This is a genomic window from Hypericibacter terrae (assembly GCF_008728855.1).
GTDB classification, from domain to species: Bacteria; Pseudomonadota; Alphaproteobacteria; order Dongiales; family Dongiaceae; genus Hypericibacter; species Hypericibacter terrae.
Genome location: NZ_CP042906.1, coordinates 1,892,830 through 1,919,467, shown reverse-complemented (window position 1 = coordinate 1,919,467; position 26,638 = coordinate 1,892,830). Strand labels below are relative to the sequence as shown.

Sequence of the window (26,638 nt, the reverse complement as noted above, 5' to 3'; positions counted from 1 at the left end):
TATCTCAAGACGATGCCGCCTGGAGGATCAGGCGGCCTGACGACATCGCGACGGTGCCGCTGCGATAGTCGAACTGGATTCGCCGTCTGGCGGCGTCCCAGCGCAAGGTCAGAGTCAGGGTGAGCGGCGGGCGGATCACATTGCGAAACTTGACCTGGAAATCGCGCAGCTCGGCCCCGCCCTCGACCAGCTGCTGCGATTTCGCCAGCCGCAGGGCCCAATCGACCTGGACCACTCCCGGCAGCACCGGCAGCGCCGGAAAATGCCCCTCGAACACGTCGAGATCCTCGGTCACGGCGAGGTCGAGCGCCACCCCGTCGGCGGATATCCGCTCGGCCAGGATCGGTGGCAAATTCATTGGGCGTCCGTGAACAGTTCGAGGATGTCGCGGTCGCGCCGCTTCCCGAGCTCGGCCGAAGGCAGTGCCTCGACGAAACGCCACAGGCGGGGCGCGCTGGCCGGCTCGAGCTTGTCGGCAAGCCCGGCGCGCAGCAACCGCCCGAAGCGGAATTTACCGAGCCGCGCCATCTGCGCGCGCCCTTCGGCGCTGGGCACGATCGCAGCGCCCAGGCGGCCATCCTCTCCCGGCAGCCATATGACGACAGCGGCGGCGACTTCGGGCAGCTTCACCAGCGCCTCCTCCATGGCGTTCAGATCGACCCGCCTGCCCTCGATTTTCACCACCCGATCTGCACGGCCCAGCAACCGAAACCCGTCGCCCACCGGGGCCACCAGGTCGGCCGTCTCGATCCATTCATCGCCGACGAACGGCGTGAGCAGGCTCAAGCGACCGTTCCTGTCGGTCCGCATGCCCAACCCCGGCAGCAGGCGCCAGGGCGCCTCGCCGCTTTCCTGCTGTCGCGTGGCGATGGCACCGGTTTCGGTGCTCCCGAAGATCTCGGTCGGCAGAACGCCCAGAACGCGGCGCGCCTCATGGGCCGCTTCGGTGCTCAAGGGCGCTCCCGCGGAGAAGACGCGCGAGGGCCGCCGGTCGGCCGGCAAGGCCGACAATCCCGCCATCCGCCCCAGATGCGCGGGGCTGCTGACGATCACGGCGTTCGAGGTCAGACCCGCCAGCAGAGTTTCCCAGACCTCCGGCGTCTCGGCGTGGAAGGGCCGTCCGGCCGCCAGGGGTGCCATGATCTTGAAGCTCAGCCCATAGACATGCTGATGGGGAACCGTGGCAAAGACCTCGCCCCCGTCCTCGCCACCCCACAGCGCATTGAGCGTCTGCGCCTCGCGTTCGAACATGGCCAGCGACTTGAGGATGCGCTTGGGCATGCCGGTCGAGCCCGAGGTGAAGAAAGCCAAGGCGCAATTCTCCGCGTCGAGCGGATCGAGACGATCCTCGCGGGGCCTCACCTCGGACAATCGCGCATCGTCGACCACCAGGTCGAAACCGCCGCGCATCGCCTCGATCGTGCCGGGCTGATGGTTGGGCGGCAGCACCACCTCGCAGCCGCCATGCATCAGGCCGAAGAGACCGAGCGCGAAGCGATAGCTGTCCTGGGCGAGGAGCGCCGCGCGACGCCAGCCCGACGCCTGCGCCTCGGCGGCGAGCCCGGCCGCCTCGGCGGCGAAGCGCGCATAGCTGATGGCTTCGCCGCCCCGGCGCGCGACGGGATCCCGATCCTGCCGGCGTTCGGAAAGGAGCTGCGACAGCAGAAGCGTTTTCACGCGCGCGCCCTGACGAGATGCCGCCAGGCCAGCTCGCCCAGGAACAGGGCCCCCATCAGCAAATAGGAGACGAGCCCGGTCCACAGCGTCCAGAGATGCAAGGAGCCCCATAGACCCAGCGCCGCGGCGACCGCGGCATTGGCCAGGAGGAACAGGAGCCAGACTTGAGTCACGCCGCGCAGATAGGCGATGGCCGCAGGCGTCAGCTCGGGCTCCCGCATCCGCGCGAACCGTTCGACTATCGTCGGCGGCCAAAGGAGCGACGCGCCGAAGATCGCCGCGACGGTGAGGCTGATGACGACCGGATAGGCCAGGACCGCGAGGCCGACGTTCCATGCGAGCAGCATGACCAGGACCATTGCGGCGACGGCCAGACCGATGAGCCAGGGCCGCCCGTCCGGCCCCCGCATAGCCAGCAGGCGCAGACCGATCAGGACCAGCGCAATCACGATGAGGAGCGGCGGCTGCAGGAACGACGTTCCGGAATAGGTCCGGCCGAAGTAAACCAGGAAGGGATAAGCCACCCCTCCCGCGGCCGCGGCCAGCAGCCACAGCCTATTGTCGGGCCGCCGCATTCACTGACAGCAGCTCTTCGACGCAATCGACCACGTCGCCCACCGTCCGCACGGCCTTGAAGGCTTCCGGCCGGATGCGCTGGCCCGTCACTTCCTGAAGCCTCACGACCAGATCGACCGCGTCGATGCTGTCGAGATCGAGATCCTGATAGAGCCTCGCCTCCGCCGTCACCCGCTCGGGCGGAATTTCGAACATCTCCCCCAGAAACTCGCGCAGCTGATTCAAAATGGATTCGCGCGACGTCATCCCCCACCCCTTTGACTATCGATGAAACGCGCCAGGCTTCGGACATTGGCGAAATGCGCCTTGACCTCGTCATTCACCGTTTCGAACTTGATGCCATATTGCCGGCGGATGGCGACGCCCAACTCCAATGCGTCGATCGAATCGAGCCCCAGACCCGATCCGAACAACGGCTCGTCGCTCGCGATTTCCTCCGCCGCGATGTCCTCGAGCTTGAGTGCCTCGATGATCAGTTTCTTGACTGCCAGTTCCGTCTCAGACATTCGCGAGCCGTTCTGCATAATAAGCTTCCATACGCGCCACAAGCCGTCTCGAATCCACGCTTCGATAGCGGTCGGTCATGTAGCCGCCCGCTTCCAGGCACTCGCCGACTACCACCCGAAAGGTCGGGCGCGTCGCCGGAACCACCCACCATCGCTCTCCCTTCGTCAGGGTCGGCGGGTCGCAGGTGATCACCACCGGCAGGATCTCCACCTGGGTCAAGGTGGCGATATTAGCAAATCCCCGGTGGAAGCGCGGCATCACGCCCGGGCGGCTCCGCGTTCCCTCGGGAAAGACGATGATATTGCCACCGTCGTCAAGCGCCCGGCGGCAGGCCTGAATCAAGGCACCGCCCTCGAGATCGTTCCGGATGTATTCCGCTCGGCGCATCACGCCGCCGAGGAACCGGCTGTTCCAGAGTTCGTGCTTGATGATGCATTGCGCATTCGGCGTCAACGCCATCAAGATAACCACGTCGAGCAGCGAGGGATGGTTCGCGATGATCAGGCGCCGACGGCAATGCTGGAGCGTTTCTCCACCCTCGATGTCCAGCCGGATCAGGCCCAGCCCCCGCAGCATCGCGAGATAAAGCCGGAAGATCGAACGGAGAAGTTGCTGGACCCGCTGGCGCCGATGATCCGGGGACCAGCACAGCACCGGGAGGACCACGGCCGCCAGGACGCTGCCGCCCAAAAAGAAGCAGGCGAACGCGAAGCCGGTCGCGGCCTGGCGATAGAGATGCTCAAGCAGCCTCAGCAAGACGCCTCCACTGCCATTGCTGGCGTTCGCCCTGCCACGACGCTTCGGGTGCATCCGTGAGGAGGAAGCGCAGGAAAGCCAGCCCCGGCGAGCCCTCCGCGTCGCCTGCGCCGCGCGGCGCTGCGGTTTCGAGCAGGAGCCCCTTCCCCGCACCTGATGAGGACAGCGAGAGCGCCATCGCCAGGGGTGGCTCTGCGCCGCGATCGAACCGATCGTAAGGCCGCGGCAGTGGCTCATCGTAGTAGAGGAAGACGACCGGCTCGGAGGGGCGCTCCTTCAGGCAGGCGACGGCCTCGAGCAATCCGAAGCCGAAACTGTCGGGGCCGGCCGCCACGGCAACATGACCCTTACGATTGCCCAGGGCGATCGATAGGAGGCCGACCAGCGCATGATGGACGGAAAGCGTGAAATCCGCCGGCGATACGGTGTCATCCGCGGCCAAGGCATCGAGGATTGACAGGGTCCGTCCGAACTCGCCATGGCGGGACGCCGATACGATGCGCGATCGGCCCGCATCCGGGAGTCCCCAGGCGCAGCGCAGCGCCGCCTGCCCCAACGCGCTAATCCGCCGGCGCAGGCTCATCGGCATCGGCGCGGGAGGCGGCGCCGAGGCTTCAGGCGTCTCAGCACGCCCCGTCGCCCAATGGCGCCACGCCGACTCGCTCTCCAGGCCCGGCGCCCAGGCATTCCAGCCGCGGACATGAAAAGAGAGCGCGCTCACAGCCTGCACGCCATGGTTGTTACGGACATTTCTACGGCCAGAGTCTGATGTGTTTCGGCTTTTCGGATCGGCTCGTTGTGTTTCCCACCCGAATCAATGGGACCCGCCAGCCCAAACCCTCGGCGCCGCGGCCCTGCGACAGGCTTCGGCATGATCTCTCCCACGTCAATTAGGCCTGGCAGGGCCCCCCTCGTTCCTCTGCCCTCATCTCACTATATCGGTTCGGTCTCAACCGCTACGATTATAGGTCACGCCCGAGACAGGTCAGGAAAAAAGATGGCGGGAACTTCCGTCGCGTTGACCGTCATAAACCTGGGGTCGGTCTATGCCGACGAGCTGATGGCCCGGTGGATAACGCAAGAGGACCGTGCGGAGTTCGCGAAATATCGACGTCCGGACGCCCGATCCGCCTCCCTGCTGGCGCGTGCCGCGCTGAGAGCCCTGCTGGCGCACCAAACCCGGCAGAAAAGCTGGGTCTTTACCCATGATTCCACAGGTAAATTGCGGATGACCTGCCCTGATCTGGGGAGCGTCGAAGGCTCGATTTCCCACAGCCGGGGCCGGATCGCCTGCGCCGTCAGCCATGCCGGCCCGATCGGGGTGGATATCGAAGCGCATCGCTTCCGGGCCTATGACGCCATCGCCCGCTACGGTTTCGGCGCGGGCGAACAGGGCCAGGTGGCCCGCCTCGGCGCGCGGGCCTTCTACCGCATCTGGACGCTGCGGGAGGCCATGGCCAAGGCGACGGGCGAGGGCCTTGCGCTGGTGGCTGACGGTGTCGACCGCATCGACCCGTCGCCGGAGGAAGGCTGCTGGACGTCGCAACCGGCGCAGGGACCCGCCTGGCGGCTGGCCCATGAGTTTCTCGAACCGGGCTATAGCCTCGCCCTGGCACTTCCCGGCCAAGCGACGGATTGGCGGCCGGATGCGATCATCCGGGTCGATCTGTCCACCGCAACCGACACTCCCGCGAGCAGATCTTCTACGGGCGGTTGAAAAGCCGCGGTCGAAGGGCTAATGGAAGTCGCAGCGCTTAAGTAGAAGGAGCCTTCGATGAACCGGATCTTCGCCTTGCTGGTCGCCGCCCTGATCCTGGCGGGCTGCATGCCCAACCAGCCGCTCTACAATGTCGACAATCATCCGATCCCGGCGGCGGCGCGCGACCTGCCGGTCGACCGCATCGGGGCGCTCATCATCGAAGCCGGTCAGAAACGGAACTGGACCTTCGAGCAGGCCGGAACCGGGCATCTCGTCGCCACCCAGACCAACCCGAAATACACGGCGGTGGTCGACATCTATTTCGACCAGAACAGCTATCGGATCACCAAGAAATCGACCACGGGCTTCTCCGACCGGAATGGCTGGATCAGCCGGCGCTATAACAATTGGATCCATTATCTCGAGGGCGACATCGACGAACGGCTGTCCAACGCCGCAGCGTGATGCGGCCCGAAAATGGCTGGCGATTAACCATGTTGCCGGCCTTCTGAAGCCCCCGGGAGGCCGGCGACAGTGGGCGGGTTTCCCGGTAATCTGAGGCCATGAAAGCCATTCGCCGATCGGGACCGCTTGGAGGCCTTCGGGGCCTTCAAATCGGGCTGATCTTCCTGCTCCTGCTGGGCGCGCCTCTCAATCTGGCAATGCCCGACACCATGGCGGGGCCTGCGATGGCCGCTGCCATAGCCGGGGCGCACGATCGGGATTGCCCCGAGCCCGGATCCGCCGGCGGCGATCATGGCGCGCCCGGCGATCATTCGGGCCTCTGCCTGTTCTGCGCGGCGCTCGGCGGTCCGAGCCTCGCCGGCGCCAGTGTCGAGCCCACGCCCGAGGTCTCGCCGACAGACTTCGACATCTTCTTCTTCGATTTCGCCGACCGGACGCTTCCGGACGAACGGTCGGCCCGCACGCAATTTTCCCGGGGTCCTCCCGCGGTCGTCTGAGCCGTCAAACAGGTTTCATCCGACGCCACTCGACCGACCGTAGCCCGAGGAGAATCCCGATGCGTGCCTCTCGACTCCTTGCCGCCGCGTGCATGGCTGCCGGCGCCGTCTTTGCCATGGCGGCGCCGGCCCTCGCCCATATCACCTTCGAAACGGCGGAAGCGCCGTCCAACGGCTTCTACAAGGCCGTGCTGCGCGTGCCACATGGCTGCGATGGCACCGCCACGACGGCCGTGCGGATCCAGATCCCCGAAGGCTTCATCGTCGCCAAGCCCATGCCCAAGCCCGGCTGGCAGGTGACCGTGACCGAAGGCGACTATGGCAAGAGCTACGACTATGAAGGCTCGACCATCAGCAAGGGCGTGAAGGAAATCGCCTGGAGCAACGGCAACCTGCCGGACAGCTTCTATGACGAATTCGTGTTCCGCGTCCGCGTCACCGACATCGCGCCCGGCACCAAGGTCTATTTCCCGGTGGTGCAGGAATGCGGATCCAAGACCGAGCATTGGATCGAGATTCCGGCCGAAGGAAAAACGGACGACGACTATGAGTACCCGGCGCCCGGCCTGACCATCGGCGCGCCCGGCGGCGACGACTGATCGAACGCGAAACGGAGGCGGACGAGGGCACCCTGCCCTCGTCCCCCGATCCGGTCATGCGGCGCCTTCTTCCGGTTCTGTTGCTCCTGGCCCTGCTGCTGCCGAACGGCGCGGCCTGGGCTCATGCCGTGCTGCTGGCGAGCTCGCCGGCCGCCGACAGCGCCCTGCCGCAATCGCCGGCCGCGATCGACATCACCTTCAACGAGCCGATCCAGCTCCTGGCCCTGAGGCTGATGGACTCAACCGGCAGCGACGTGACGCCGGCGACGCCGCCGGCCGTCACGGAAGGCCAGGTGAGCTGGGCCCTGCCGGCGGCGCTGGCGCCGGGACGTTATCTGGTGAGCTGGCGGGTCGGCTCGCTCGACGGTCATGTCGTTTCCGGCAGCTTCCGTTTCGCCATCGGGGAAGCTGCCCCTCCCTCCGGGCCGGTTCCCGGGATGGCCGACGACGACTGGCACTGGCCGGGCTACGCCCTTCACGCGGTCGCCCGGATTCTGGCGCTGCTGGCCGCGGGCGGCGCGCTGTTTCGCCTGCTCCTGAGGCCGGACCCGCCGCTCATCCCCGCCCTGCGATCGCAGGAACGGCGCCTCGCCGCGGCGGGCCTCCTCGCGCAGATTCTCCTGATCGGCGCCCATGGCGCGATGCGCGCCGGATTGCCATTGAGCGGATTGCTCGCGCCCGCCGCATGGCAGGCGGCATGGGCCGCGCCCAATGCGGGGTACGACGCCGCGGCCCTGGCCGGTTTTCTGATGATGGTCTTCGTCCGCCACGAAGGAGCCCGAGGGTCGCTGCTGCAGGGTCTTGGCGCGCTGCTCGCGCTGGCCAGTTTCGCCGACAGCGGCCACGCGCTGGCCGTGCTGCCGCCGATGCAGGGCCGCGTCCTGATGCTGCTGCATGGGCTGGCCGCAGCGCTCTGGATCGGCGCGCTCGATCCCTTGCGGCGTGCTTTCGCCCTCGATCCCGGCCCCGTGACGGCGGCGCTGTTCGATCGCTTCCAGCGGCTTGGATTTGTCGCCGTCGCCGCGGTCGTCGCCAGCGGGGGCACGATGGCCTGGCTCCTGCTCCCCCGCTGGTCGAACCTCTGGGACAGCAGCTACGGACTGACGCTCTCGGCGAAGCTGCTGGCGGTGCTGGCCATGCTGGCCATCGCCGCTCTCAACCGTTTCTGGCTGACACCGCGCGCGCTCGCCGGTGTTGCCGGCATGAAGCCGCGGCTGCTCCTGGTGCTGCGACTCGATCTGCTGGTGGCCATGCTCGCCATGCTGCTGGCGGTCGGCCTGTCGCTGGGCCCGCCGCCCACGTCATCCCGCGTCATCGAGTTCGCCGACGCCCAATATGTGGTCACGGTGACCCTCAGCCCCGGACATGCCGGCGACAATGCCGCCGATATCCGCATCGCCATGCCCGACGGCATGACGATCGATCCCAAGGCCGTCGAAGTCCGCGTGGAATCGCCGGCCGCCGGCATCGAGGCCTCGACCCATCAGGCCTCGCAGATCGCGCCCGGTCTCTATCGGGTCCCCGCGCTCCCGCTCTGGGCTCCCGGAGACTGGAAGCTCCGGATCAATCTGATGATCGACGACTTCACAATGGTCACGCGCGACACCGAACTGACATTGTCGCGATAGTGCCCGGCACCGGCGGTCAGGCCGGGCCCGGTAGGAATGCCGACTGGATGAAGCTGCGATAGAGCAGCACCTGCTGCGGCAGGATGCGGGCATCCTTCAGCGAGCGCGACAGGATGATGGCGCCCTCGACCAGGGTGGTGAGCATGTCGGCCGCGGCATCGAGATCCATCTCGAAGCGCGGCGGGTACTGCGCCACGATCTCGTCGAGATAGCCGCGGAACCGGCGACGCCAGGCCAGCAGCCCTTCCGCATTGAGCTCCCGGATCTCGCGATTGAAGAGCTGGTCTTGATAGCAGATCGAGGCGGCCATGCAGCCGGGATGCACCTCCGGCATGTTGCTCAGCATCTCGGCAAACAGCTTCAACGCGATCAGGAAGCGGTGCAGCGGATCGTCATGGAGCTCGCGCGCCCGGCCGAAGATGTCGCCGAGAATGGTCCGGTCGCGTTCGAGATAGCGCTCCAGCAGGGCCTTGGCCAGGTCGCCTTTGTCCTTGAAGTGGTAGAAGAAACCGCTCTTGGTGATGCCGGCGCCGGCCACCAGCTCGTCGATCGAGGTGGCGCCGAACCCTTTTTGCAGCACCGCCGCTTCGGCCAGGTCCATGATCCGGTCGCGCGCCGAGGCCTTGGCCTTCGGATTCGGGTCCTGGGTCTCGCTCATTGTCATAAACGGACTTTACCATAGGTACAGTCGGATCGGCATTCTGTCCTATCGCTGCGTGAAATCAGGGGGCTAACTCCTTGTCGGATTTAGGCCCTGCTCGGCGGGCGGCGGCTATACCGCAAGTCGGCTGGATCGAAGGGCGGCAAACCGTATCTTCCGGCTCCCCACAAACGACGCGCCGGCGCATGATCGGCGGGTGCAGAAGACAGGAGATTTTCGATGACGCGCAAGGACAAATGGGGCAACCCGGTTTCGCATGGTTCGGCCGACGCCGTGGCGCGCCTCGAGCGCGCGACCGAGCTGCTCGCCTGCTACCAGACCGATCCCGTCGCCGAGCTGGATGCCGCCCTGGCGGAGCATCCGGACCTGGTCCTGGGCCACGCCATGCGCGGCGCGATCATGGCGACCACCACCGACAAGGCCTTCGAGGGCGAAGCCGCCAAGAGCCTGCTGGCGGCCGAATCGCTGGCGCGCCATGCGAATGACCGCGAGCTGGGCCATATCGCGGCGCTTCGGGCCTGGCATCAGGGCGACTATGAGCAGGCGCTCGAGCAGTGGGGCCGTGTCGCGATCGCCAATCCGCGCGATCTCCCGGCGATCCAGTTCGCGCATCTGGGCGATTTCTTCCTGGGCTATTCCTCGATGCTGCGCGACCGGATCGCGCGCGTGCTGCCGCATTGGGATGCCTCCGTGCCGGGCCGCGGCTATGTGCTGAGCATGCATGCCTTCGGTCTCGAGGAGTCCGGCGATTATGCGCAGGCCGAGGAGACCGCCCGGACGGCCATCGCGCTCAACGGCAAGGACGGCTGGGGCGTTCATGCCGTCGCCCATGTGATGGAGATGCAGGGCCGGGCGCGCGAGGGTGCGGCGTTCCTTCAAGACAGCGCCGAGGTCTGGGCCCCCGGCTGCCTGTTCTCCTTCCATAATTTCTGGCATCAGGCGCTCTTCCACATGGACCAGAACGATTTCAAGTCGGCGTTGCGCCTGTTCGACGAGCGGATCTCGGCCGGCAATTTCGGCCAGGCGCTCGAGCTGGTGGACGGCTCCGCGCTGCTCTGGCGGCTTTCCGTCCTCGGGCAGGATGTCGGCTACCGCTGGAAGGACCAGGCCGACAAATGGGAGACCCGGATCGAGGACGGCATCTACGCCTTCAACGACATGCACGCCATGATGGCCTTCGTCGGCGCCGACCGGCGCGAGGCGCGGGCCGCCTTGATCGCCAGCGTGGAGCGGGTCGCCGCCGGCAATCATGGCACCAACGTCATGATGACGCGGGAGGTCGGCCTGCCCGCGGTCAAGGGCATCGATGCTTTCGGCCGCGGCGATTACCGGGCGGCGCTCGATCTGATGCTGCCGGTCCGCGGCAAGGCCAGCCGTTTCGGCGGCAGCCATGCGCAGCGCGACGTGTTCTCCTGGACGCTGACCGAGGCGGCCATCCGCGCCGGCGACCGCGCGCTCGCCGAGACGCTGGCGGCCGAACGGCTGGCGCTCAAGCCGGACAGCCCCCTCAATCGCGACTGGCGCGCCCGCGCGCGCGATCTGGCGGCGCCGAAGGCCGCCTGACCGACGGACGCGGTGTGAGGGCTAGGTGTGGAGCCTCAACAGGTTGTTCCCTTTGCACTGGTGCTGAGATCACATATGGAGATTGGAATGAAGGTGAGGGAACAATCTCTTCAGTCACAGATAGGGGCTATGGATCAACAGCAATCGTCTGCGGCGACATCCGGTGGAAGCTAGTTTCCATTTTCCTGATTTTCTGGCCTTACCTCGCTCAGCTTCCGCCGCAGTTCCTCAGTCATTGCCCGTGCCTGGTCAGGGCCACGAATCACAGTGGACTTTAAGAGCACGAGCAACTCGGTCCGAGCGCCGGTTTTATCGGTCTCAGAGAACAGATTCCCCAGCAGCGGGATGTCACCAAGAATTGGCACACCGGTCTTTCCATTCTCACGCCGATCCCGGATCAAGCCTCCAAGCGCAATTGTTTGGCCGCTCTGAATTGATACCGTGCTCTCGATCTTCCGCTGTTGGATGGTCGGCGAATCGAGATCTGATGTCGTTGTCTTGACGACATCGCTGACCTCCTGAGAAATATCGAGCAGCACCAATCCACCCGCGTTCACGCGCGGCGTTATCTTCAGAATGACGCCCGTATCGCGGAACTCGATCTGGTTCACGATCGGAGACGCTGGATCGGTGACGCTGACCGCGGACTGCGTGGCAATGGGTACTTCGTCACCCACCTGCAAGCGCGCGGTCTGATTATCCAGAACTAGCAACGAGGGTGCCAAAATCACCTGAACGTCCGTGATCTTTTTTAGGGCGTTGAACGCGACAATCACGTTGTCGGAGCTGAAGAGATAAGAGAAGCCGGGGAAGAGCCCCGAGATCGCGCTCGATGCCCCCGCTGTTAAGATCGCAGTGCTATCGCCGCTTTGGAAGAACCAGCGCAACCCATAGCGCAGTTCGTCATTGAGGGTCACTTCGGCGATCGTGGCTTCTATCAGCACTTGTAGCGGTAGCACGTCGAGCTGCTTCAGGGCGGATTCGATGGTCTTATGCGCCTGTGCGCTGCCGAGAACGACGAGAGCATTGTTGGCATCGTCCGCGATGATCCGTGCGCGGAGTCCGGCGCCAATCGTCAAATCCTGAATAGTCGTGGCATTGGAGGCATTGACAGGCCGTGGTAGGGGGGAGTCCATAATCGAGTCTGTGGCTGCGGAGTTTGGTTCCGAATTAGAAATACTGCTATTGAAGCCACTGGGCTGTTGCTGCCCCATTTCAAAGCCCTGATCGCCACCGGAGCTGGAATCTAAAGCAGTGTCTGTCCGCGTTGGTGTCAAGCCAGGTGCAACAACGGATGCGTCGACAGCTTCGGGTCTCGACGTGCCGTCCGAGAACAATTGGCCAAGAATCTTCGCCACGTCGGCGGCTCGTCGGTTCTGCACCGAATAGACTCGTACCGTATTGCCGGAGTCGCTCACCTGGTCCAGCCGCACGGCCCATTGTCTCGCGGCTTCGAGGTACGTCGGTTGCTTAGCGATGACAAGGATCGCATTCAGACGATCGATGGGGACAAGGCGGACAGCACCTGGCTGACCCCCGCCGTCCAGAAAGATCTGGCTCAACTCCAAAGACACCTGATTGGCATCAGCAACATGTAAGGGAAGTAAGCCAAACGACATGCCGGACAGCCAGTCGACGTCGAGGACCGAGACAAAATCGGCAATGCTTGCCAGATCGACCTGGGAGCCCCAAGCGATAAGCACGTTGCGAGTGGCGTCCACTCGAATTCCCCCTCCCACGGGCTTCAACGAGTCGAGCGTTCCTGCAATCTGTTGGGCCGATACGTAGCGAAGTGGAATAATTCGAACGCTGGCGCCAATGGCGAGCGATTCATAGCCGTTGGAGGGAGACAATCCCCGTCCACCTGCTTCCGCGACGGGCAGGACCTCATAGACCTGTCCCGATTGAATGATAGTGACGCCGTTCAAGCGTAGGACTTCCGCAAGAATCGGCAGAACCTGGGATCGAGGAATAGGACCGCTAGTTTGCAATGTGACTGATCCGTGCAGGTCGCTAGCGAGTGTGTAATTGAGGCCGAGAACGCCGACGCGGTTATGTTCACGCCGGCGAGCGGAATGAATCGCGCGACATGGACGCCCACGCTGTCGCTGGCTGCCAATTACAACGTGTTTGCATGGTGGAAGGCCTCCAGCGATCGCGGAACGGGTGTGCCCTACACAGTCTATTACGATGGCGGCAGTTCCACTGTTCGTGTCAACCAAACAGCCAACGGGGGAAAGTGGAACTTGCTCGGTACCTACGCATTGACGCCGGGCCAGAATCACAGGGTCGACCTCACCGATCAGGCTACGGGCGGGACCAACGTCATAGCCGATGCCGTGCAGATCACGCGAGTCGGTGCTCCCCCACCTACGGCAACCTGGGCGCCTACGCTGCCTCGATGTGACACCTACCAGCTCTATGTAAACTTCACGGGCTTTGCCGACCACGCGTCGAACGCTCCCTACACGATCTTCTATGAAGGGGGCTCGACCACAGTACCGATAAATCAGCATTCGGGGTACGCCGGCTGGAAGCCATTGGGCTCGTTTCTGATGGCTCCGGGGCAGAACCATCGCGTCGATCTGACGGATATCGCAGACGGCCATGTGATCGCCGACGCCGTGAGGTTCGTGCCTGTGTCTGGCACGAAGTCCGCGACCTGGACGCTCACGCCGACCCTGACGGCGAGCTACCGCGTCTATGCCAAGTGGCCAGCGTCCGCCGCCAACGCCACAGACGCGAAATACACGGTGACCTATGAGGGCGGAAGCACGACGGTCACCGCAAACCAGCGGGTTAATGGCGGACAGTGGAACCTGCTGGGGACCTTCCCCTTCAATGCTTCCGGCGCGGGTTACAAGGTCGATCTGCCCGATACCTCGGCGAGCGGCAAGGTCGTTGCGGACGCCATCTACTATGTCCGCGACAGCGCGCCGGTCGACAGCTTCACCTGGACCCCGGACATCGTCACGCCAGGCGACTACCAGCTCTACGTCCGCTGGACCGCGTCATCGGGGAATTCGGGGGCAGCGCAGTACACGGTGGTGCATGGCGGCGGGACGAGCCTGATCACGCTCAACCAGAAGCAGAATGGCGGGCAGTGGAACCTCCTCGGGACCTACAGTTTCGCACCGTCGTCGGGTCATCAGGTTACGCTGACGGCCTCGGGCGACGGCACCGTGGTCGCCGACGCGATCCGACTGGTGGGCACGGGGCCTGCTCCGGCCGACCTCGTCTATCTCCATACCGATCAGATCGGGTTGCCGCAGAAGATCACGCACGCGACGAAAACGGTGGTCTGGGATCGGGTGCAGGATCCGTTCGGCCGGCAGGTCTCGCTGACCAACAGCGGCGGCATCGATACGACCCTCCGCTTCCCCGGCCAGCAGGCCGATCCCGATACGGGCTTCGCGTATAATTATTTCCGAGACTACGACCCGACGCTTGGCCGGTACATCCAAGCTGACCCCATCGGATTCGTAGGCGGGATTAATATCTACGCCTATGCGGGCGGGAACCCAGTGTTATGGGTTGATGAGTGGGGCCTGGAGACGATTTTTGAGTATCTGACAGGGTTGGATGATTCCTACCGCGTAGGAGCTCTCAATGCTGTTGCCGGCTGGCAAGATGCATTGACTTTTGGATTGGCGAACGAGGCTCGAGAGCTGGCGGGTCTCAACGAAGGAGTGAACAGTTGCTCGACCACTTATGAAGTAGGGGAGTGGCTTGGAATCGGGACCTCGGTAGTTTTCGGTGGCATCACTGGCCTTGAGCGAGCAGGAATTAAGGGAGCAGGCAAAGAATTTTCACATTGGATTCCTAATAGAATGGGTGGGCCCAGATCAATCTGGAACGGTAACTATGTTACGAGCATTCGGCATTACTATCACGATCCTTTCCGTTACCCTCGTGGTTGGCAAAGCTTTGGTCGGAAGTGGCCTAGCGCATTACAACAGCTTGATCGAATTCCTTATGTTTATAGAGGTGCGGCCATAGGCCTGGGGTTAGGGATCGCTGGGACGCAAGCAAACGAGGGATGCGAATGTCAACAGTAATTGAGACTCTCTTCAACGGTGTCTCACGACTATGTGGCCGCTTCTTCGGGAGTAGGAGTTTAAGGCCCTACGAGCAATTAGCGCTGTCCGGATGGCGCGATACTCTATCCCAAAAGCATCAGCATACGCTGGACGAACAGCTGGGTGCTTTTGACTCTATGCAACGACAGGCCGGTGACGCGAAAGTATGCTTCTTCTATGACTCGCGAAAGAACATCCCTCTCTTTGGAAATGCTGCTCCTGCAGTTCATGTAGCGGATGTATTGCTAGCATCAACAATTCCGAACAAAGGAGAATCAATTCGAGTAAAGATGTTTATCCATGAAGGGTATTTCTTTTCGATTGAGTTTCCTAAGCGCCCAAAGCGTTACTTCGAACTCCACCACATGCAACCTGACAAACTGCGCGTTTCCAAAGTTGAGATGTTTTCGGTTCTAGATTGATTGACGGAATTGGAGGTTGGTTAGAGAGTCGATCTGCCCGATGCTTCGGCAAGCGGCAAGGTCGTCGCAGACGCGATCTACTATGTCCGCGACAGCGCACCGGTCGACAGCTTCACCTGGACCCCGGACATTGTCACACCAGGGGACTACCAGCTCTATGCCCGTTGGACCGCCTCCTCAGGGAATTCGAGTGCGGCGCAGTACACGGTAGTACATGCCGGCGGTACCAGCTTGGTCACGGCCAACCAAAAGCAGAATGGCGGGCAGCGGAATCTGCTCGGAACCTACAGCTTCGCACCTTCATCGGGCCATCAGGTCACGCTGACGGCCTCGGCCGACGATACGGTGATTGCCGACGCGATCCGGCTGGTCGGAACGGGGCCTGCACCGGCTGATCTCGTCTATCTCCACACCGACCAGATCGGGCTGCCGCAGAAGATCACGGACTCGACGCAAACTGTCATGTGGGATCGGGTGCAGGATCCGTTCGGCCGGCAGGTCTCGCTGACCCACAGCGGTGGTATCGACACGACCCTCTGCTTCCCGGGCCAGCAGGCCGACCCCGATACGGGGTTCGCATATAATTATTTTCGGGATTACGACCCGACGCTCGGGCGTTACATCCAGGCAGATCCTGATGCACGCTCGAGATGCTATGAAAGTGCGAACAATCGATACGGCGCTTGTGTTAGCGGAAAGCCATTACCCCCTCTCATAATCCGGTAGGGTTCTCCCATGAAGGTCGATCACATAAACAAGGTAATGCTTGTTCGGCAGCCGCGGCTGTCCGAATCCAGAGCGCCTGTTGTTATCCAAGTCGGTTGCCCAGAGAAGCGTCCCAATGGGCATGACTACTACTGTGCATATCGAGTGCTTGGACTTGGCAATGATCGTGTTCGATCTGCTTCGGGCGTTGATCAAATGCAAGCCCTGCTGCTTGCACTTAGGAAGATGGGTGCGGAGCTATACAGTTGCGGAGAGTACAAGACCGGAAAACTCTACTGGCTCGAAATGGGCAACAAGGACCTAGGTCTGCCCACGCCAGAGAACTTCGATATATCGAGGTAGCACGACTCGTTGTGAAGCCCTCACCCGCCGAAGCTGCGGCGGATATGCCTGAGCTGCAGGTCGATCAATCCGCATTTCGGATCGCGGAGCTGATTGACCACGTCGAAATGGTCGAGCTTGTCCGGGACCACGAGATCGACCGACTGGCCCAGCCGCTGATAGAGCGCCTTCATGTCGGCCGACTGCCGGTGGAACTCGTCGGACTCGTCCTTGGCCACGACCAGCAGCAAGGGCGCCTTGACCGGATAGCGCTGGCGCAGCGGGCTGTGGGCCTGGACCTGGCTCGACGTCAAGTGAAGCGTCTTGTCGAGGAAGGACAGGCGGATCGGCTCGAGATCGAAGATCCCGCCGATGGCGCAGGCCCCGGCCACGACCTTGGCCGGCAGCCCGGGCGCGAAGAACGGCCAGTCGGTGGCGAGCAGCATCGCCGCCAGATGACCGCCCGCCGAGTGCCCCGCGACATAGATGCGGTCGCGATCGCCGCCAAACTCCGCCGCATGCTGCCAGAGCCAGGCGAGCGCCGCCCGGTTCTGGCGCATGATCTCGTCCATATTGCCATGCGGCGCCAGGATGAAATTGTTCACCACGGTGGTGAAGCCATGCGGCTTCATCCCGTCGGCGATATAGCTGTAGTCGGACTTGTCGAGCGAATACCAATAGCCGCCATGGATGAAGACATAGATCGGCGCACCCTTCTGGTCGGCCGGGAAGATGTCCATCTTCTCCTCGGGCGTCGGCCCGAAGGGCACGTCGATGATGGCGCGCGTCCCGGCCCGCGTCACCTCGCTCCAATGCTGCCAGGACTGGAAATGCTCGCGATAGTTCGGGAAGCGCGCGCGGTTGTTGTACTGCGCGTCGAGAGCGGCCTGGTCATAGTCAAGATAGATGGCCTCGGTCACCTCCGGCACGGACGGTCGCTCCTCAGCTGGCTCGGGAGTAGAGCAGGTTGAAGATGGCTTCGCTCACGGCCTCGGCACGCTCCAGCGGAGTCCAGTGGCCGCAACGGCCGAGCACATGGAATTTCGAGCCCGCGAGCGCGTCGGCCACGGTCTTGGCCGCCGCCGGCGGCGAGGTCGCGTCCTCGTCGCCCGTCACGATCACCGACGGGCAGCGCAGGCCCGAGAGATCGGCGGCCTGCGTGCCGGCGACGGCCTCGCAGGTCTGGGCATAGCCTTCCGGATCCTGGCGCATCACCAGCTCGCGGATGAAGCCGGCCACCTCGGGCCGATGCGCCTTGGTCGAGGCCGAGGTTCCCATCTGCACCGTGATGTCGGCGATCGCCGTCATGCCCTCGGCGCGCGCCTTGGCGGCGCGATCCTTCAGGGCCTGGCGCATCGGATCGGCCGGCGCCCGGATCGGACCGAACAGCGCCAGGCTGCGGACCTTGCCCGGATTCTTTGCCGCCAGATGCTGGCACAGCACGGTGCCGTAGGAATGGCCGACGAAATGCGCGGATTCGATCTTGAGCTCGGCCATGGTCGCGAAGATGTCGTCGACCAGGCTCTGCGTCGTGACCGGTCCATGGGGCTTGGCGCGGCCCGAGCCCGCCAGGTCCTGGCGCACCGTGGTGAAGAACCGGGTCAGGATCCCGACCTGCGGCGCCCAGACATTACCGGTGCCGCCCAGACCATGGACCAGGATGACGGGATCGCCCGTGCCTGCAACTTCAACCGTGCTGCCGATCGCCATATTCAATGCCCTTCCTTGATTCAGAAATGAGTCAGCGGGCCCCGGGTGATCCCGAGGCCCGCTGTGGATTCGTCGTTACCTATTCCCAGACCGAGACAACCTGCTTGGCCCGCTGGACTGTCTCCGCGGCCGCCCCCGGCCGCTTGTGATAGGCGCCGTCCTTCATGATCATGATCAGATTGTCGCGATCCTGCAGGATCTTGACGTTCTCGGCCGGATTGCCGCGCACCAGCAGCAGGTCGGCGAGATAGCCTTCCTTGACCAGCCCCAGATCCGGCATATCCATGATCTGGCCGCCGAGCTTGGTGGCGGCGCTCAGCGCCTCGGCCGGGGTGTAGCCGATGATGTTGACAAAATGCTCGAGGTCGCGGGCATTGGTGCCGAGCGGGTTCCAGGCGAAGCCATAGTCGCCGCCCGGCAGGATGCGCATGCCGCGCTTGCGCAGCTCGCCATAGGTCTTCGAGCAGTTCTCCAGCATGGTGTACATCTCCATGTGGTCGGCGACGGCCTTGTTGATGCCCCAGGGCTCCGCCTCGTAGGCGGTGGTGTAGATGATGCCGATCGCAGGCGCGAGGAAGACGTCGTCCTTCGCCGCCTCCAGCAGATCGTAAGTCTCGCCTTCAATGAAGTCGCAATGATAGATGACGCGAAAATTATACTTCAGCGCCAGTTTCACGGCGCCGTTGGCACGCGCATGGCAGGCCAGGAAGACCCCGCGCGCATGCGCTTCCTCGGCCGCCGCCTGCACCTCGGCGTCGGTGTAGGAGCATTCGCGGCCGAACTTGCGGCGCACGAAATTATCGCCCGAGATATTGATCTTGATCGTATCGACACCCTCGCGGATGCAACGGCGCACCGTCGTGCGCACGGCGTCGGCCCCATCGGCAATGAGCTCGATGCCGGTGTGATACATATGGTCCTGGCGCTCGTCGCCGAGGCCGCCGGTCGCGGTGATCTCGGGAGAGGCCGCACGGAGGCGGGGTCCCGGATAGCGGCCGGCATTGATGGCGTTGCGGATCACGACCTCGGTGCGCAGCTTGGCCGACGCCGCCGAATAGAGGCTGGTGAAGCCGGAATCGAGCAGCAGCTTGGCGAACTCGAGCCCGAGAAGCAGATGCTCTTCCTGCGGGATGTCGCCCAGCTCCTTCAGCTTCCCGATATTGGTGAAGGTGATGTGCGAATGGGCCTCGGTCAGGCCCGGCATCAGCGTGTTGCCGCCGCCATCGATGACCTCGACGCCGTCGCGCGCGATTCCGCCGCCTTTGGCGACGGTCTTGATGCGGTTGCCTTCGAGCAGGACCTCGCCCGGGAAAGGTTGGGTTCCCTCACCGTCGAAGATGCGGACGTTCGTGAAAAGCTGCGGTTTCATGGTTCTTGTTTCCTCCCCTTAAGCGACAGACTTGCATGGAACGGGATGCAGCGACGGCGCGACACCGCCGGCAAATGGTGAAGGCAGCCCGGTTGACGGCAAGGTCTTGGGATTGGCAAACGTCGGCGAGCGCGCGGAGATACGGCCCCGCAAACCGGGCGGCAGCGCCTCCTCCGCGAGATAGCCGTCGGCGGAACCTTCATAAAGCTGCAATGCCGCGACGACGTCCTCGGCATGGTCCGCCGTCAGGGTGCTGAAACGAATCCGCCATTTTCCAGGTGCATCGAACGCGACCGCACAGGGCTTCGGGCAGCCGCCGACACATTCGACCAGCAGCAGCTGCCATTCCTGTGTCGTGTCCGCGTCGGCGAGCCGTTCGCGCAAATTCCGGCGCAGCTCCATTTCGGGAGCGCCTCCGCGCGGACAGGTCCGACAAACCGATAGCGTGTGCATCCGTTCAGGATCCTCCCTCGGGCGCCCCGATCCAGGCGGAGCCGCGGCTTGACGCCGTCTTGCCCGTCAGTCCGATGGTTTATTGCACCGGTCATGCACACGTGTCCAGCGCAAAGTCACGGCAGCGGCCTTCGACGACGAATCTCGCAGCGCAGCAATTTTCGATATGGAATATCACTAAATAACAGCACAATTCCGCAGTTCCGAACCGCCTCCGGTCGCGGAACGGCTGCGGTAATCCTTGTGATTGCTGCACACGTGTGCAACCATGCGCCGCGATTGGGGAAAGGCCGCATGGCTGGTTTGCGCAAATCCGGAGAGGTGACGATCAAGGACATTGCCGCGGCGCTCGGCATTGCCCACTCCACCGTCTCGCGCGCGCTCAACGACCATCCGCATATCAATCCCGAGACCAAGGCGAAGGTGCGCCGCGCCGCGCAGGAGCTGGGCTATGCCGCCAATTCCGGCGCCCGCATGATGCGCTCGGGCGCCAGCCGGCTGGTCGGCCTCATCGTCCCCGATGTGCAGAATGAATTCTACAACGCGGCCGCCAAGATCATGGCCGACTCCTGCGCGCGCGAGGGCTACCAGCTCGTCCTTGCCGTGTCGGAAGACGATCCCGAGAAGGAGCTGCAACAGGTCCAGGCCCTGCGCGAGGCGCGCGTCGCCGGCGTGCTGGTGGCCGCGACCGCGAGCCCGCGGCGCGACACCGTGCAGATGCTCAAGCAGCTCCCGACCGTGCAGTTCCTGCGCCGCCACCCCGGCATCGCCGGCCACACGGTGCGCGCGGACGACGTGCTCGGCATCTACAAGGCGACCGAGCATCTGCTGGGGCTGGGCCATCGGCGGATCGGCTATGTCGGCGTGACCGAGCAGCTCAGCACCGGCCGCGCGCGCGCCGACGGTTATCGCCACGCCTATGGCGATGCGCGGCTCAAGGTCAATGCCGGGCTGATGCGGCTGGGCGCGCCGCGGCCCGAGTTCGGGCATGAGGCCCTGGTCGAGCTGTGCGGCTTGCCGACGCCGCCGACCGCCATCGTGGTGGCGAGCCCGCGTCTGATGCTGGGCGTGCTCGAAGGGGTCAATGCGCTGCGGCTCTCGGTCCCCGAGGATCTGTCGCTCGTGGCCTATAGCGATCTCGACTGGTTCCGGGTCTGGCAGCCTCCCATCACCGCGGTGGCGCTGCCGGTTGCCGACATGGCGGCCACGGCGGCCCTGCTGCTGTTCCGGCAGATCCAGCAGCGCGGGCCCGAGAGCGCGGGATCGAGCACGCCCTTCGAGCCGGTGCTCAACATCCGCGGCAGCAGCGCGCCCTTGCGCGTCGCGCTCAAGCCGGTGAAGAGCGCCCGGCGATGAAGCAGGTTCTTCTCACCGACTATGCCTGGCCGGATCCCGAGGTCGAGCGCAGCGTGATCGAGGGCGCGGGCTTCTCCCTGGCGATCGGGCCGGCGAAGGCCTCGCCCCAGGCGGCCATCGTCGAGCTCGCCCGGCAGAACCGCCCCCTCGCGATCATGACCTGCTGGGCCGAGGTCACAGCACCCGCCATCGAAGCCTGCCCCGATCTCAAGATCGTCCAGCGCATCGGCGTCGGCCTCGACAATATCGACAGGGCGGCGGCGGCGGCGCGCGGCGCCGTCGTGACCAATGTCCCCGACTACTGCGTCGAGGAAGTATCGGACCATGCGGTCGGCATGCTGCTCGCCTGGGCGCGCGGCATCGTTTCCTTCGATCGCGAGGTCAAGGGCGGTCAATGGGATGCCGCCGGCGCCAGACTGCGGCGCGTGCGCGACCTGACGGTCGGAATCGCCGGTTTCGGGCGCATCGGCCGGCGCACGGCCGCCAAGATGCAGCCCTTCGGCTCGCGCCTCCTGGTCTATGACAAATATCCGCCGAGCGGCGGATTCCCGGAGGGCATGACCGGCGTCGACGCCAAAAGGCTGCTCTCCGAGAGCGACGTGGTCGTCCTGCATCTCCCGCTCACGCCGGAGACCCGCAACTTCATCGATGCCCGGTCGCTGCAGCGCATGAAGCCCGGCAGTCTGCTCATCAATGTCAGCCGCGGCGGCCTCGTCGACAATGACGCGCTGCTGCAAGCGCTGGAGAAAGGACCGTTGGGCGCCGCCGCCCTCGACGTGGTCGAAGGCGAGCCCAACCCGCCCCGCGCCTTGATCGGCAATCCCAAGGTCATCGCCACGCCCCATATCGCCTTCGCCTCGACCGCCTCGGTGCTGGAGCTGCGGCGGCGGTCAGCGGAAGAGGTCGTGCGCGTCCTGACCGGCCAGAAGCCGCACCATCCCTGCCCGCCCCCTTGAGGATACGGAATCCGCAGGGCGTAACGACGACGAAGATGACTCGCAGCAAGAGGACGTGATGGCAGAGACGACCATCGTCGCAATCAAGGGGCGCCAGATCCTCGATTCGCGCGGCCGCCCCACGGTCGAGGCCGATGTCGAGCTTCGCGGCGGTGCCATCGGGCGCGCTTCCGTGCCGTCCGGCGCCTCCACCAGCCAGGCCGAGGCCCATGAATTGCGGGACGCCGACGCGAATTATTATTTCGGCCGGGGCGTGAATCGCGCCGTCGGCAATCTGAAGGGTGAGATCGCAACTGCCGTCACGGGCCTGGATGCCGAGGATCAGGCCGGGCTCGATCGCCGCATGCGAGAGCTCGACGGGACGGCACAGCTCGAGCGGCTGGGCGCCAACGCGATCCTGGCGGTCTCGCTCGCCGCCTGCCGCGCCGTGGCCAATGCCAGGAGACAGCCGCTCTATCGCCGGATCGCCGATCTGACCGGCACCAAGACGCCGATGCTGCCGCTGCCGATGGTCAATATCTTCAGCGGCGGCCTCCATGCCGGACGCGGCATGGATCTCCAGGATTTCCTCGCGATCCCGCTCTCGGCGACGGATTACGCCTCGGCGCTGCATGCGATCGTCAAGGTGCGCGACGCCGCCGAAGGCGTGGTGCAGCGCCATGGCGCGCCCGTCCTGCTGGCCGACGAGGGTGGCCTCAGCCCCGGCTGCCGCTCCGCCGAGATCGCGCTCGCGCTGATGGTCGAGGCGATCGAGCGGGCCGGCTTCAAGCCAGGCCAGGATATCGGCATCGCCATCGACGTCGCCGCCACCGCGCTGGTGGGCGCCGACGGGCGCTATCATCTCGCCCGCGAGGAGCGCGACTATTCGAGCGCCCAGATGATCGAGACCGTCGAGCGCTGGGTGCGGCAGTTCCCGATCGTCTCGGTCGAGGATGGGCTGCATGACGAGGACTGGGGTCATTGGCCCGAGTTGACCAAGAGGCTGCGCCATATCCAGGTCGTGGGCGACGATCTCTTCAGCACCAATCCGGCGCGCATCCGCCGCGGCATCGAGATCGGCGCCGCCAACAGCAGCCTGATCAAGGTCAACCAGAACGGCACGCTGAGCGGCACCCTGGAGGCGATCGTGACCTCGCATCGCGCCGGCTACGCCACGGTGATCTCCGCCCGCTCGGGCGAGACCGCCGACAGCTTCATCGCCGATCTGGCCGTGGGCGCGCTCGGCGGCCAGATCAAGATCGGCTCGGTCCGGAACATGGAGCGGCTGGAGAAATACAATCAGCTCCTGCGCATCGCCGAGGATTCCGAAGTCGGCTATGCCGGCACGCGGTTCCTCGCCGGCGAGGCCCGGAGGCCCGCGGCCCGGGCCGCGATCGCCTGACCTTGCGCATGTCGAGAGTTCGATGACCTCCCAGGCTCCTGTCGAGACCAGCGGGGCAAACCCGGAATTTCCGGAGACCATGCGTCGCTTCATGGAGCGGCTCGGATTCGGCGCGAAGCCCGACCGGGCCTTTCCGCTCACCGGCGGCGTCTCCTCCGATATCTGGTTCGTCGAGGCCAAGGGCCGCCGGCTGTGCATCAAGCGGGCCCTGCCCGCCTTGCGCGTCGCCGCCGACTGGCGAGCGCCCGTCGAGCGCAATCATTTCGAATATGCCTGGTTCCAGCGGGTGGCGAAGATCCTGCCCGACGCGGTACCGCCGCTGGTGGGGCATGACGAGGCCGCGCAGATGTTCGCGATGGCCTTTCTCGAGCCCGAAGCGAACCCGCTCTGGAAGCGAAATCTGCTGGACGGCAAGGTCGATCCCGCCTTCGCCGGCCTGGTGGGCGAGAAGCTGGCCGCGATCCACGCCGCCACCGCGGGCGATCCCAAAACCGCCGCCGATTTCGCCACCGATGCCAGCTTCCATGCCATCCGGCTCGAGCCCTATCTCGAGGCGACGGGGCGGGTCCATGCCGACCTGATGCCGCAGATCGAGAAGCTGGTCGCCACCACGGCCGCGACCAGGCTCGCCCTAGCCCATGGCGATATCAGCCCGAAGAACATCCTGATCGGCCCGAAGGGTCCGATCTTCCTCGACGCGGAATGCGCCTGGTATGGCGACCCGGCCTTCGACCTCGCCTTCTGCCTCAACCACCTGCTGCTGAAATGCATTCCGGTGCCGGGCGGCGTCGACCGCCTGGCCCAGTCCTTCGAACGCATGGTCATGGCCTATCGCGGACGGATCGTCTGGGAGGATCCGCCCGGCTTCGAACGACGCTGCGCGGCGCTGCTGCCGGGGCTGCTGCTGGCGCGCGTCGACGGCAAGTCGCCCGCGGAATACATCACCCAGGACAAGGACCGCGAGTTCGTGCGGTCGGTGGCGCGGCCTTTGATCGCCGAACCGGTTGCGACGCTCCTCGAGGTCCGGAACCGCTGGCTTCAGCGCTTCCGGTAGCCCGCCCGGCCTCGCCTCAACCGATATGACCCGGGAATAGCGGCAATCCTTCGACACCGTCGAGCTCGACACGCCAGAGCGCGCCGCCCATCGAGGGCGCCGTGGTCAATCCGGGCTTGCCGCCATCGGTGACATAGAGCGTGCTGCCGACGAAGGCGCAGTTGGTCGGAATCAGGCCGATCATCATGCGCTCGACATAGCTGCCGTCCTTGCGCGCGATGTCGATGCCGCCGCAATCGACGCCCGTGACATAGAGATCGCCATTGGCCGCGATCTTGAACCCGTCGGGCACGGCCGGCGGCGGCAGGATACAAAGCTCGGTCACCTTGCCGGCGGGGCTGCGGCGCTTCACGGCGCGGCTGTAGGATTCGACCCAGACCAGGCTGCCATCGCGGTCGACGCAGATGCCGTTGGGGAAGACCGGCGGCAATTCCTCGAGCAGGACACCGGTGCCGTCCGGTTTCAATGCGCAGATGAAGCCGACATTCGACTTGCCGACGGGATCATAGGCCCCGCCCGGATCGGTGAAATAGAGCCAGCCATCGGGGCCGAAGGCGAGGTCGTTGGGCGCCAGCAGTTTATGCCCCTCCACCTGCGTGGCGAGAATCTCCACTTTGCCCTGGGGCGTGATGCGCTGGATCGAGGGCGGGCGCTGCTGGGCCGCGCGCCAGGGTCCGATCTTGCCGCCATTCTGCGTCACATAGAGATAGCCGTCCGGTGCGGCGAGAACCGCATTGGGCCCGCCGCCGACATCGGCGAACCGTCCGACCCCGGCGCCCGGCGTCCAGACCGAGATCTGGCTGCGATAGCTTTCGACGAACAGGATGCGGCCGTCGGGCAGCGGCGCGGGGCCTTCGGGCCAGCCGAGGCCGGAGGCAAGCTGGGTGACGACCGGAGCCTTCTTCATGGCAGCCCTCGCGAACGGCAGAGACGAAAACGGCCGGCGAAGCTTACGAGGCCGTGAGCCAGGTTTTCAACTCGACCGAGGGATCGCCGACCGCGGCCTTCGGGATCGAGCGCCGCGCCTCCAGCACCTTCTTGCCGATGCCATAGGCCAGCGCGTCGTTCATCGCATCGACCGCGATCAGTTCCTCCCCCCGATAATACCAGACCGACTGGCTGAGCTCGCGCTTGCCGGGCCGCAAGACCGTGTCGGTATAGCCGCGATTGAGGCCGGCGATCTGCAGCTTCACGTCATACTGGTCGGACCAGAACCAGGGTACCGGGTCGTAGTCGCCCGCGGCGCCGAGCATGGCCGCCGCGGCATGCTCGGCCTGCTCGACCGCGTTCTGCACGGATTCGAGCCTTGTCCGGACCCCGCGCCAGGAGAAACTCGCACAATCCCCGGCGGCGAAGATGTCGGGATCCGAGGTCCGGCATTGGCCGTCGACATGGATTCCGTTCTCGACAATGAGACCTGCATCAGCCGCCAGACCGTCATTGGGGTGAATGCCGATGCCGACGATGGCGAGATCGGCGTCAAGCCGAGTGCCGTCCTTGAGCCTGGCGCCGACGAGCCGCCCTTCCTTGCCGACCAGCGCGTCGAGGCCGGTCGCTTCGCGGATCGTGACGCCATGGCGCGTATGGAGCGCCCGGAAATAATCGGAGGTCATCGGCGCCGCCACTCGCTGCAGGATGCGGTCGGCCATCTCGATGAGCGTGACGTCGAGGCCCTTCGTCGAGGCGACGGCGGCCGCTTCGAGCCCGATATAGCCGCCGCCGATCACCAGCAATTTCCTGCCCGGCAGGAATATCGGCATGATGCTATCGGCATCGGCCAGGCCCCGCACCGTGAAGACGCCGGCGAGATTGCCGCCGACGGCGTCCGGCAAGGTTCGCGGTCGTGAGCCGGTGGTCAGCGCGAGCTTGCTGTAACGGAGCATCGAACCGTCGGACAGCGCCACGAGCCGGTCGCGCGGAAGGATTGCCGAGACCGGCGCGGACAGCCGCGTCTCGACCTTCTGCTCCTCATACCAGCTGGGCGCGCGGATCAGCAGGCGGTCGACGGTGAACTCGCCCGACATGTATTTCTTGGACAGCGGCGGACGCTGATAGGGAAGCACGGGCTCGTCGCCCAGCAGCAGCAGGGATCCGCCATAGCCGAGCGCCCGGAGCTTCGCGACCAGCGAGGCGCCGGCCTGTCCGGCGCCGATGACGATGATCGGATCCGCCATGGGGGCTCC

29 protein-coding genes are annotated in these 26,638 nt (G+C 64.9%); 14 read left to right on the top strand and 15 right to left on the bottom strand.

The annotated features are described in order from the left end of the window. Positions 1–4: 4 nt before the first annotated feature. Genes FRZ44_RS08855 through FRZ44_RS08825 form a run of 7 tightly spaced genes read right to left on the bottom strand, consistent with a single transcriptional unit; the run spans position 5 to position 4,237 of the window. Positions 5–358, bottom strand: coding sequence for an ApeI family dehydratase (locus FRZ44_RS08855; RefSeq protein ID WP_151176843.1), 354 nt, complete (start codon positions 356–358; stop codon positions 5–7). Beyond that, the gene (locus FRZ44_RS08850; protein WP_191908496.1) at positions 355–1,677 is read right to left on the bottom strand and encodes an AMP-binding protein; all 1,323 of its coding nucleotides are present in this window, start codon (positions 1,675–1,677) and stop codon (positions 355–357) included. The genes FRZ44_RS08855 and FRZ44_RS08850 overlap by 4 nt, the downstream gene beginning before the upstream one ends. Next, entirely contained in the window at positions 1,674–2,252 is a 579-nt protein-coding gene (locus tag FRZ44_RS08845) for a COG4648 family protein (protein WP_151176841.1), read from the bottom strand. Before FRZ44_RS08845 ends, FRZ44_RS08850 begins: the two co-directional genes overlap by 4 nt. Further along, positions 2,233–2,499, bottom strand: coding sequence for an acyl carrier protein (locus FRZ44_RS08840; protein ID WP_151176840.1), 267 nt, complete (start codon positions 2,497–2,499; stop codon positions 2,233–2,235). Before FRZ44_RS08840 ends, FRZ44_RS08845 begins: the two co-directional genes overlap by 20 nt. Beyond that, positions 2,496–2,759: a phosphopantetheine-binding protein gene (locus tag FRZ44_RS08835; RefSeq protein ID WP_151176839.1), complete on the bottom strand. Its 264-nt coding sequence runs from the start codon at positions 2,757–2,759 to the stop codon at positions 2,496–2,498. The genes FRZ44_RS08840 and FRZ44_RS08835 overlap by 4 nt, the downstream gene beginning before the upstream one ends. Further along, complete coding sequence (locus FRZ44_RS08830; RefSeq protein ID WP_151176838.1) at positions 2,752–3,570, bottom strand: lysophospholipid acyltransferase family protein; 819 nt, start codon at positions 3,568–3,570, stop codon at positions 2,752–2,754. Before FRZ44_RS08830 ends, FRZ44_RS08835 begins: the two co-directional genes overlap by 8 nt. Continuing rightward, entirely contained in the window at positions 3,500–4,237 is a 738-nt protein-coding gene (locus FRZ44_RS08825; protein WP_191908495.1) for a beta-ketoacyl synthase chain length factor, read from the bottom strand. The genes FRZ44_RS08830 and FRZ44_RS08825 overlap by 71 nt, the downstream gene beginning before the upstream one ends. A 276-nt stretch (positions 4,238–4,513) precedes the next feature. Between FRZ44_RS08825 and FRZ44_RS08820 the strand changes: the two genes are divergently transcribed. The 5 genes from FRZ44_RS08820 (at position 4,514) to FRZ44_RS08800 (ending at position 8,404) form a co-directional block, all read left to right on the top strand. Beyond that, a complete protein-coding gene (locus FRZ44_RS08820; protein ID WP_191908494.1) occupies positions 4,514–5,233 on the top strand; it encodes a 4'-phosphopantetheinyl transferase family protein in 720 nt (239 codons plus the stop codon). A gap of 57 nt (positions 5,234–5,290) precedes the next feature. Beyond that, positions 5,291–5,680 (top strand): lipoprotein, encoded by a 390-nt coding sequence (locus FRZ44_RS08815; RefSeq protein ID WP_151176835.1) that lies wholly within the window; start codon positions 5,291–5,293, stop codon positions 5,678–5,680. 98 nt (positions 5,681–5,778) lie between these two features. Continuing rightward, entirely contained in the window at positions 5,779–6,177 is a 399-nt protein-coding gene (locus FRZ44_RS08810; RefSeq protein WP_151176834.1) for a DUF2946 family protein, read from the top strand. A gap of 59 nt (positions 6,178–6,236) precedes the next feature. Next, the gene (locus tag FRZ44_RS08805) at positions 6,237–6,776 is read left to right on the top strand and encodes a YcnI family copper-binding membrane protein (RefSeq protein ID WP_225308610.1); all 540 of its coding nucleotides are present in this window, start codon (positions 6,237–6,239) and stop codon (positions 6,774–6,776) included. A 56-nt stretch (positions 6,777–6,832) separates the two neighbouring features. Further along, positions 6,833–8,404: a copper resistance CopC/CopD family protein gene (locus FRZ44_RS08800; protein WP_151176833.1), complete on the top strand. Its 1,572-nt coding sequence runs from the start codon at positions 6,833–6,835 to the stop codon at positions 8,402–8,404. A gap of 16 nt (positions 8,405–8,420) precedes the next feature. Here FRZ44_RS08800 and FRZ44_RS08795 read toward each other — a convergent pair whose 3' ends face one another. Continuing rightward, positions 8,421–9,062, bottom strand: a complete 642-nt coding sequence (locus FRZ44_RS08795) for a TetR/AcrR family transcriptional regulator (RefSeq protein WP_151176832.1) — start codon at positions 9,060–9,062, stop codon at positions 8,421–8,423. 222 nt (positions 9,063–9,284) lie between these two features. On the opposite strand from FRZ44_RS08795, the gene FRZ44_RS08790 reads away from it, so the two are divergent. Next, positions 9,285–10,628, top strand: coding sequence for a tetratricopeptide repeat protein (locus tag FRZ44_RS08790; protein ID WP_151176831.1), 1,344 nt, complete (start codon positions 9,285–9,287; stop codon positions 10,626–10,628). A 170-nt stretch (positions 10,629–10,798) separates the two neighbouring features. Here FRZ44_RS08790 and gspD read toward each other — a convergent pair whose 3' ends face one another. Then, positions 10,799–12,709, bottom strand: coding sequence for a type II secretion system secretin GspD (gene gspD, locus FRZ44_RS08785; protein ID WP_225308696.1), 1,911 nt, complete (start codon positions 12,707–12,709; stop codon positions 10,799–10,801). Between gspD and FRZ44_RS08780 the strand changes: the two genes are divergently transcribed. From FRZ44_RS08780 to FRZ44_RS27610, 4 genes are read left to right on the top strand one after another with little or no spacing between them, the layout of a single operon-like run. Then, positions 12,704–14,686: a golvesin C-terminal-like domain-containing protein gene (locus FRZ44_RS08780; protein WP_225308609.1), complete on the top strand. Its 1,983-nt coding sequence runs from the start codon at positions 12,704–12,706 to the stop codon at positions 14,684–14,686. The two genes, gspD and FRZ44_RS08780, sit on opposite strands and share 6 nt — an antisense overlap. After that, complete coding sequence (locus FRZ44_RS08775; protein WP_151176829.1) at positions 14,674–15,129, top strand: hypothetical protein; 456 nt, start codon at positions 14,674–14,676, stop codon at positions 15,127–15,129. The genes FRZ44_RS08780 and FRZ44_RS08775 overlap by 13 nt, the downstream gene beginning before the upstream one ends. A gap of 33 nt (positions 15,130–15,162) precedes the next feature. Next, complete coding sequence (locus tag FRZ44_RS08770) at positions 15,163–15,855, top strand: golvesin C-terminal-like domain-containing protein (protein ID WP_456077626.1); 693 nt, start codon at positions 15,163–15,165, stop codon at positions 15,853–15,855. A 9-nt stretch (positions 15,856–15,864) separates the two neighbouring features. Then, a complete protein-coding gene (locus FRZ44_RS27610; RefSeq protein WP_407658071.1) occupies positions 15,865–16,197 on the top strand; it encodes a DUF6968 family protein in 333 nt (110 codons plus the stop codon). A gap of 20 nt (positions 16,198–16,217) precedes the next feature. Here FRZ44_RS27610 and FRZ44_RS08765 read toward each other — a convergent pair whose 3' ends face one another. From FRZ44_RS08765 to FRZ44_RS08750, 4 genes are all read right to left on the bottom strand, one after another. Beyond that, positions 16,218–17,105, bottom strand: a complete 888-nt coding sequence (locus tag FRZ44_RS08765) for an alpha/beta hydrolase (RefSeq protein WP_151176827.1) — start codon at positions 17,103–17,105, stop codon at positions 16,218–16,220. 13 nt (positions 17,106–17,118) lie between these two features. Then, positions 17,119–17,886 carry an alpha/beta fold hydrolase gene (locus tag FRZ44_RS08760; RefSeq protein WP_151176826.1) on the bottom strand — a complete coding sequence of 256 codons (768 nt, stop codon included), beginning with the start codon at positions 17,884–17,886 and terminating at the stop codon, positions 17,119–17,121. Positions 17,887–17,965: 79 nt separating this feature from the next. Continuing rightward, positions 17,966–19,255 carry an amidohydrolase family protein gene (locus FRZ44_RS08755; RefSeq protein ID WP_151176825.1) on the bottom strand — a complete coding sequence of 430 codons (1,290 nt, stop codon included), beginning with the start codon at positions 19,253–19,255 and terminating at the stop codon, positions 17,966–17,968. 18 nt (positions 19,256–19,273) lie between these two features. Next, complete coding sequence (locus FRZ44_RS08750; protein ID WP_151176824.1) at positions 19,274–19,708, bottom strand: DUF1636 family protein; 435 nt, start codon at positions 19,706–19,708, stop codon at positions 19,274–19,276. 294 nt (positions 19,709–20,002) lie between these two features. Between FRZ44_RS08750 and FRZ44_RS08745 the strand changes: the two genes are divergently transcribed. The 4 genes from FRZ44_RS08745 to FRZ44_RS08730 are packed head-to-tail and all read left to right on the top strand — an operon-like array spanning position 20,003 to position 24,455. After that, positions 20,003–21,064 (top strand): LacI family DNA-binding transcriptional regulator, encoded by a 1,062-nt coding sequence (locus FRZ44_RS08745; RefSeq protein WP_191908491.1) that lies wholly within the window; start codon positions 20,003–20,005, stop codon positions 21,062–21,064. Next, positions 21,061–22,020 carry a C-terminal binding protein gene (locus FRZ44_RS08740; protein ID WP_151176822.1) on the top strand — a complete coding sequence of 320 codons (960 nt, stop codon included), beginning with the start codon at positions 21,061–21,063 and terminating at the stop codon, positions 22,018–22,020. The genes FRZ44_RS08745 and FRZ44_RS08740 overlap by 4 nt, the downstream gene beginning before the upstream one ends. A 58-nt stretch (positions 22,021–22,078) precedes the next feature. Next, a complete protein-coding gene (gene eno, locus FRZ44_RS08735) occupies positions 22,079–23,401 on the top strand; it encodes a phosphopyruvate hydratase (protein WP_151176821.1) in 1,323 nt (440 codons plus the stop codon). 22 nt (positions 23,402–23,423) lie between these two features. Next, positions 23,424–24,455 (top strand): phosphotransferase family protein, encoded by a 1,032-nt coding sequence (locus FRZ44_RS08730; protein WP_191908490.1) that lies wholly within the window; start codon positions 23,424–23,426, stop codon positions 24,453–24,455. 16 nt (positions 24,456–24,471) lie between these two features. Here the strand turns inward: FRZ44_RS08730 and FRZ44_RS08725 are convergent, their stop codons facing one another. Next, positions 24,472–25,362, bottom strand: a complete 891-nt coding sequence (locus FRZ44_RS08725) for an SMP-30/gluconolactonase/LRE family protein (RefSeq protein ID WP_151176819.1) — start codon at positions 25,360–25,362, stop codon at positions 24,472–24,474. Between the two features lie 43 nt (positions 25,363–25,405). Then, complete coding sequence (locus FRZ44_RS08720) at positions 25,406–26,629, bottom strand: NAD(P)/FAD-dependent oxidoreductase (protein WP_151176818.1); 1,224 nt, start codon at positions 26,627–26,629, stop codon at positions 25,406–25,408. Between the last annotated feature and the right edge of the window lie 9 nt (positions 26,630–26,638).

What these genes read in the sequence shown, in the direction of transcription:
- FRZ44_RS08840 (WP_151176840.1), bottom strand. Translation starts at nt 2,499, where the DNA reads ATGACGTCGCGCGAATCCATTTTGAATCAGCTGCGCGAGTTTCTGGGG.
- FRZ44_RS08820 (WP_191908494.1), top strand. Translation starts at nt 4,514, where the DNA reads ATGGCGGGAACTTCCGTCGCGTTGACCGTCATAAACCTGGGGTCGGTC.
- FRZ44_RS27610 (WP_407658071.1), top strand. Translation starts at nt 15,865, where the DNA reads ATGAAGGTCGATCACATAAACAAGGTAATGCTTGTTCGGCAGCCGCGG.
- eno (WP_151176821.1), top strand. Translation starts at nt 22,079, where the DNA reads ATGGCAGAGACGACCATCGTCGCAATCAAGGGGCGCCAGATCCTCGAT.
- FRZ44_RS08750 (WP_151176824.1), bottom strand. Translation starts at nt 19,708, where the DNA reads ATGCACACGCTATCGGTTTGTCGGACCTGTCCGCGCGGAGGCGCTCCC.
- FRZ44_RS08720 (WP_151176818.1), bottom strand. Translation starts at nt 26,629, where the DNA reads ATGGCGGATCCGATCATCGTCATCGGCGCCGGACAGGCCGGCGCCTCG.
- FRZ44_RS08780 (WP_225308609.1), top strand. Translation starts at nt 12,704, where the DNA reads ATGAATCGCGCGACATGGACGCCCACGCTGTCGCTGGCTGCCAATTAC.
- FRZ44_RS08810 (WP_151176834.1), top strand. Translation starts at nt 5,779, where the DNA reads ATGAAAGCCATTCGCCGATCGGGACCGCTTGGAGGCCTTCGGGGCCTT.
- FRZ44_RS08745 (WP_191908491.1), top strand. Translation starts at nt 20,003, where the DNA reads ATGGCTGGTTTGCGCAAATCCGGAGAGGTGACGATCAAGGACATTGCC.
- FRZ44_RS08775 (WP_151176829.1), top strand. Translation starts at nt 14,674, where the DNA reads ATGTCAACAGTAATTGAGACTCTCTTCAACGGTGTCTCACGACTATGT.
- FRZ44_RS08805 (WP_225308610.1), top strand. Translation starts at nt 6,237, where the DNA reads ATGCGTGCCTCTCGACTCCTTGCCGCCGCGTGCATGGCTGCCGGCGCC.
- FRZ44_RS08815 (WP_151176835.1), top strand. Translation starts at nt 5,291, where the DNA reads ATGAACCGGATCTTCGCCTTGCTGGTCGCCGCCCTGATCCTGGCGGGC.
- FRZ44_RS08795 (WP_151176832.1), bottom strand. Translation starts at nt 9,062, where the DNA reads ATGAGCGAGACCCAGGACCCGAATCCGAAGGCCAAGGCCTCGGCGCGC.
- FRZ44_RS08855 (WP_151176843.1), bottom strand. Translation starts at nt 358, where the DNA reads ATGAATTTGCCACCGATCCTGGCCGAGCGGATATCCGCCGACGGGGTG.
- FRZ44_RS08730 (WP_191908490.1), top strand. Translation starts at nt 23,424, where the DNA reads ATGACCTCCCAGGCTCCTGTCGAGACCAGCGGGGCAAACCCGGAATTT.
- FRZ44_RS08835 (WP_151176839.1), bottom strand. Translation starts at nt 2,759, where the DNA reads ATGTCTGAGACGGAACTGGCAGTCAAGAAACTGATCATCGAGGCACTC.
- FRZ44_RS08755 (WP_151176825.1), bottom strand. Translation starts at nt 19,255, where the DNA reads ATGAAACCGCAGCTTTTCACGAACGTCCGCATCTTCGACGGTGAGGGA.
- FRZ44_RS08845 (WP_151176841.1), bottom strand. Translation starts at nt 2,252, where the DNA reads ATGCGGCGGCCCGACAATAGGCTGTGGCTGCTGGCCGCGGCCGCGGGA.
- FRZ44_RS08790 (WP_151176831.1), top strand. Translation starts at nt 9,285, where the DNA reads ATGACGCGCAAGGACAAATGGGGCAACCCGGTTTCGCATGGTTCGGCC.
- FRZ44_RS08830 (WP_151176838.1), bottom strand. Translation starts at nt 3,570, where the DNA reads ATGCACCCGAAGCGTCGTGGCAGGGCGAACGCCAGCAATGGCAGTGGA.
- FRZ44_RS08725 (WP_151176819.1), bottom strand. Translation starts at nt 25,362, where the DNA reads ATGAAGAAGGCTCCGGTCGTCACCCAGCTTGCCTCCGGCCTCGGCTGG.
- FRZ44_RS08800 (WP_151176833.1), top strand. Translation starts at nt 6,833, where the DNA reads ATGCGGCGCCTTCTTCCGGTTCTGTTGCTCCTGGCCCTGCTGCTGCCG.
- FRZ44_RS08740 (WP_151176822.1), top strand. Translation starts at nt 21,061, where the DNA reads ATGAAGCAGGTTCTTCTCACCGACTATGCCTGGCCGGATCCCGAGGTC.
- FRZ44_RS08760 (WP_151176826.1), bottom strand. Translation starts at nt 17,886, where the DNA reads ATGGCGATCGGCAGCACGGTTGAAGTTGCAGGCACGGGCGATCCCGTC.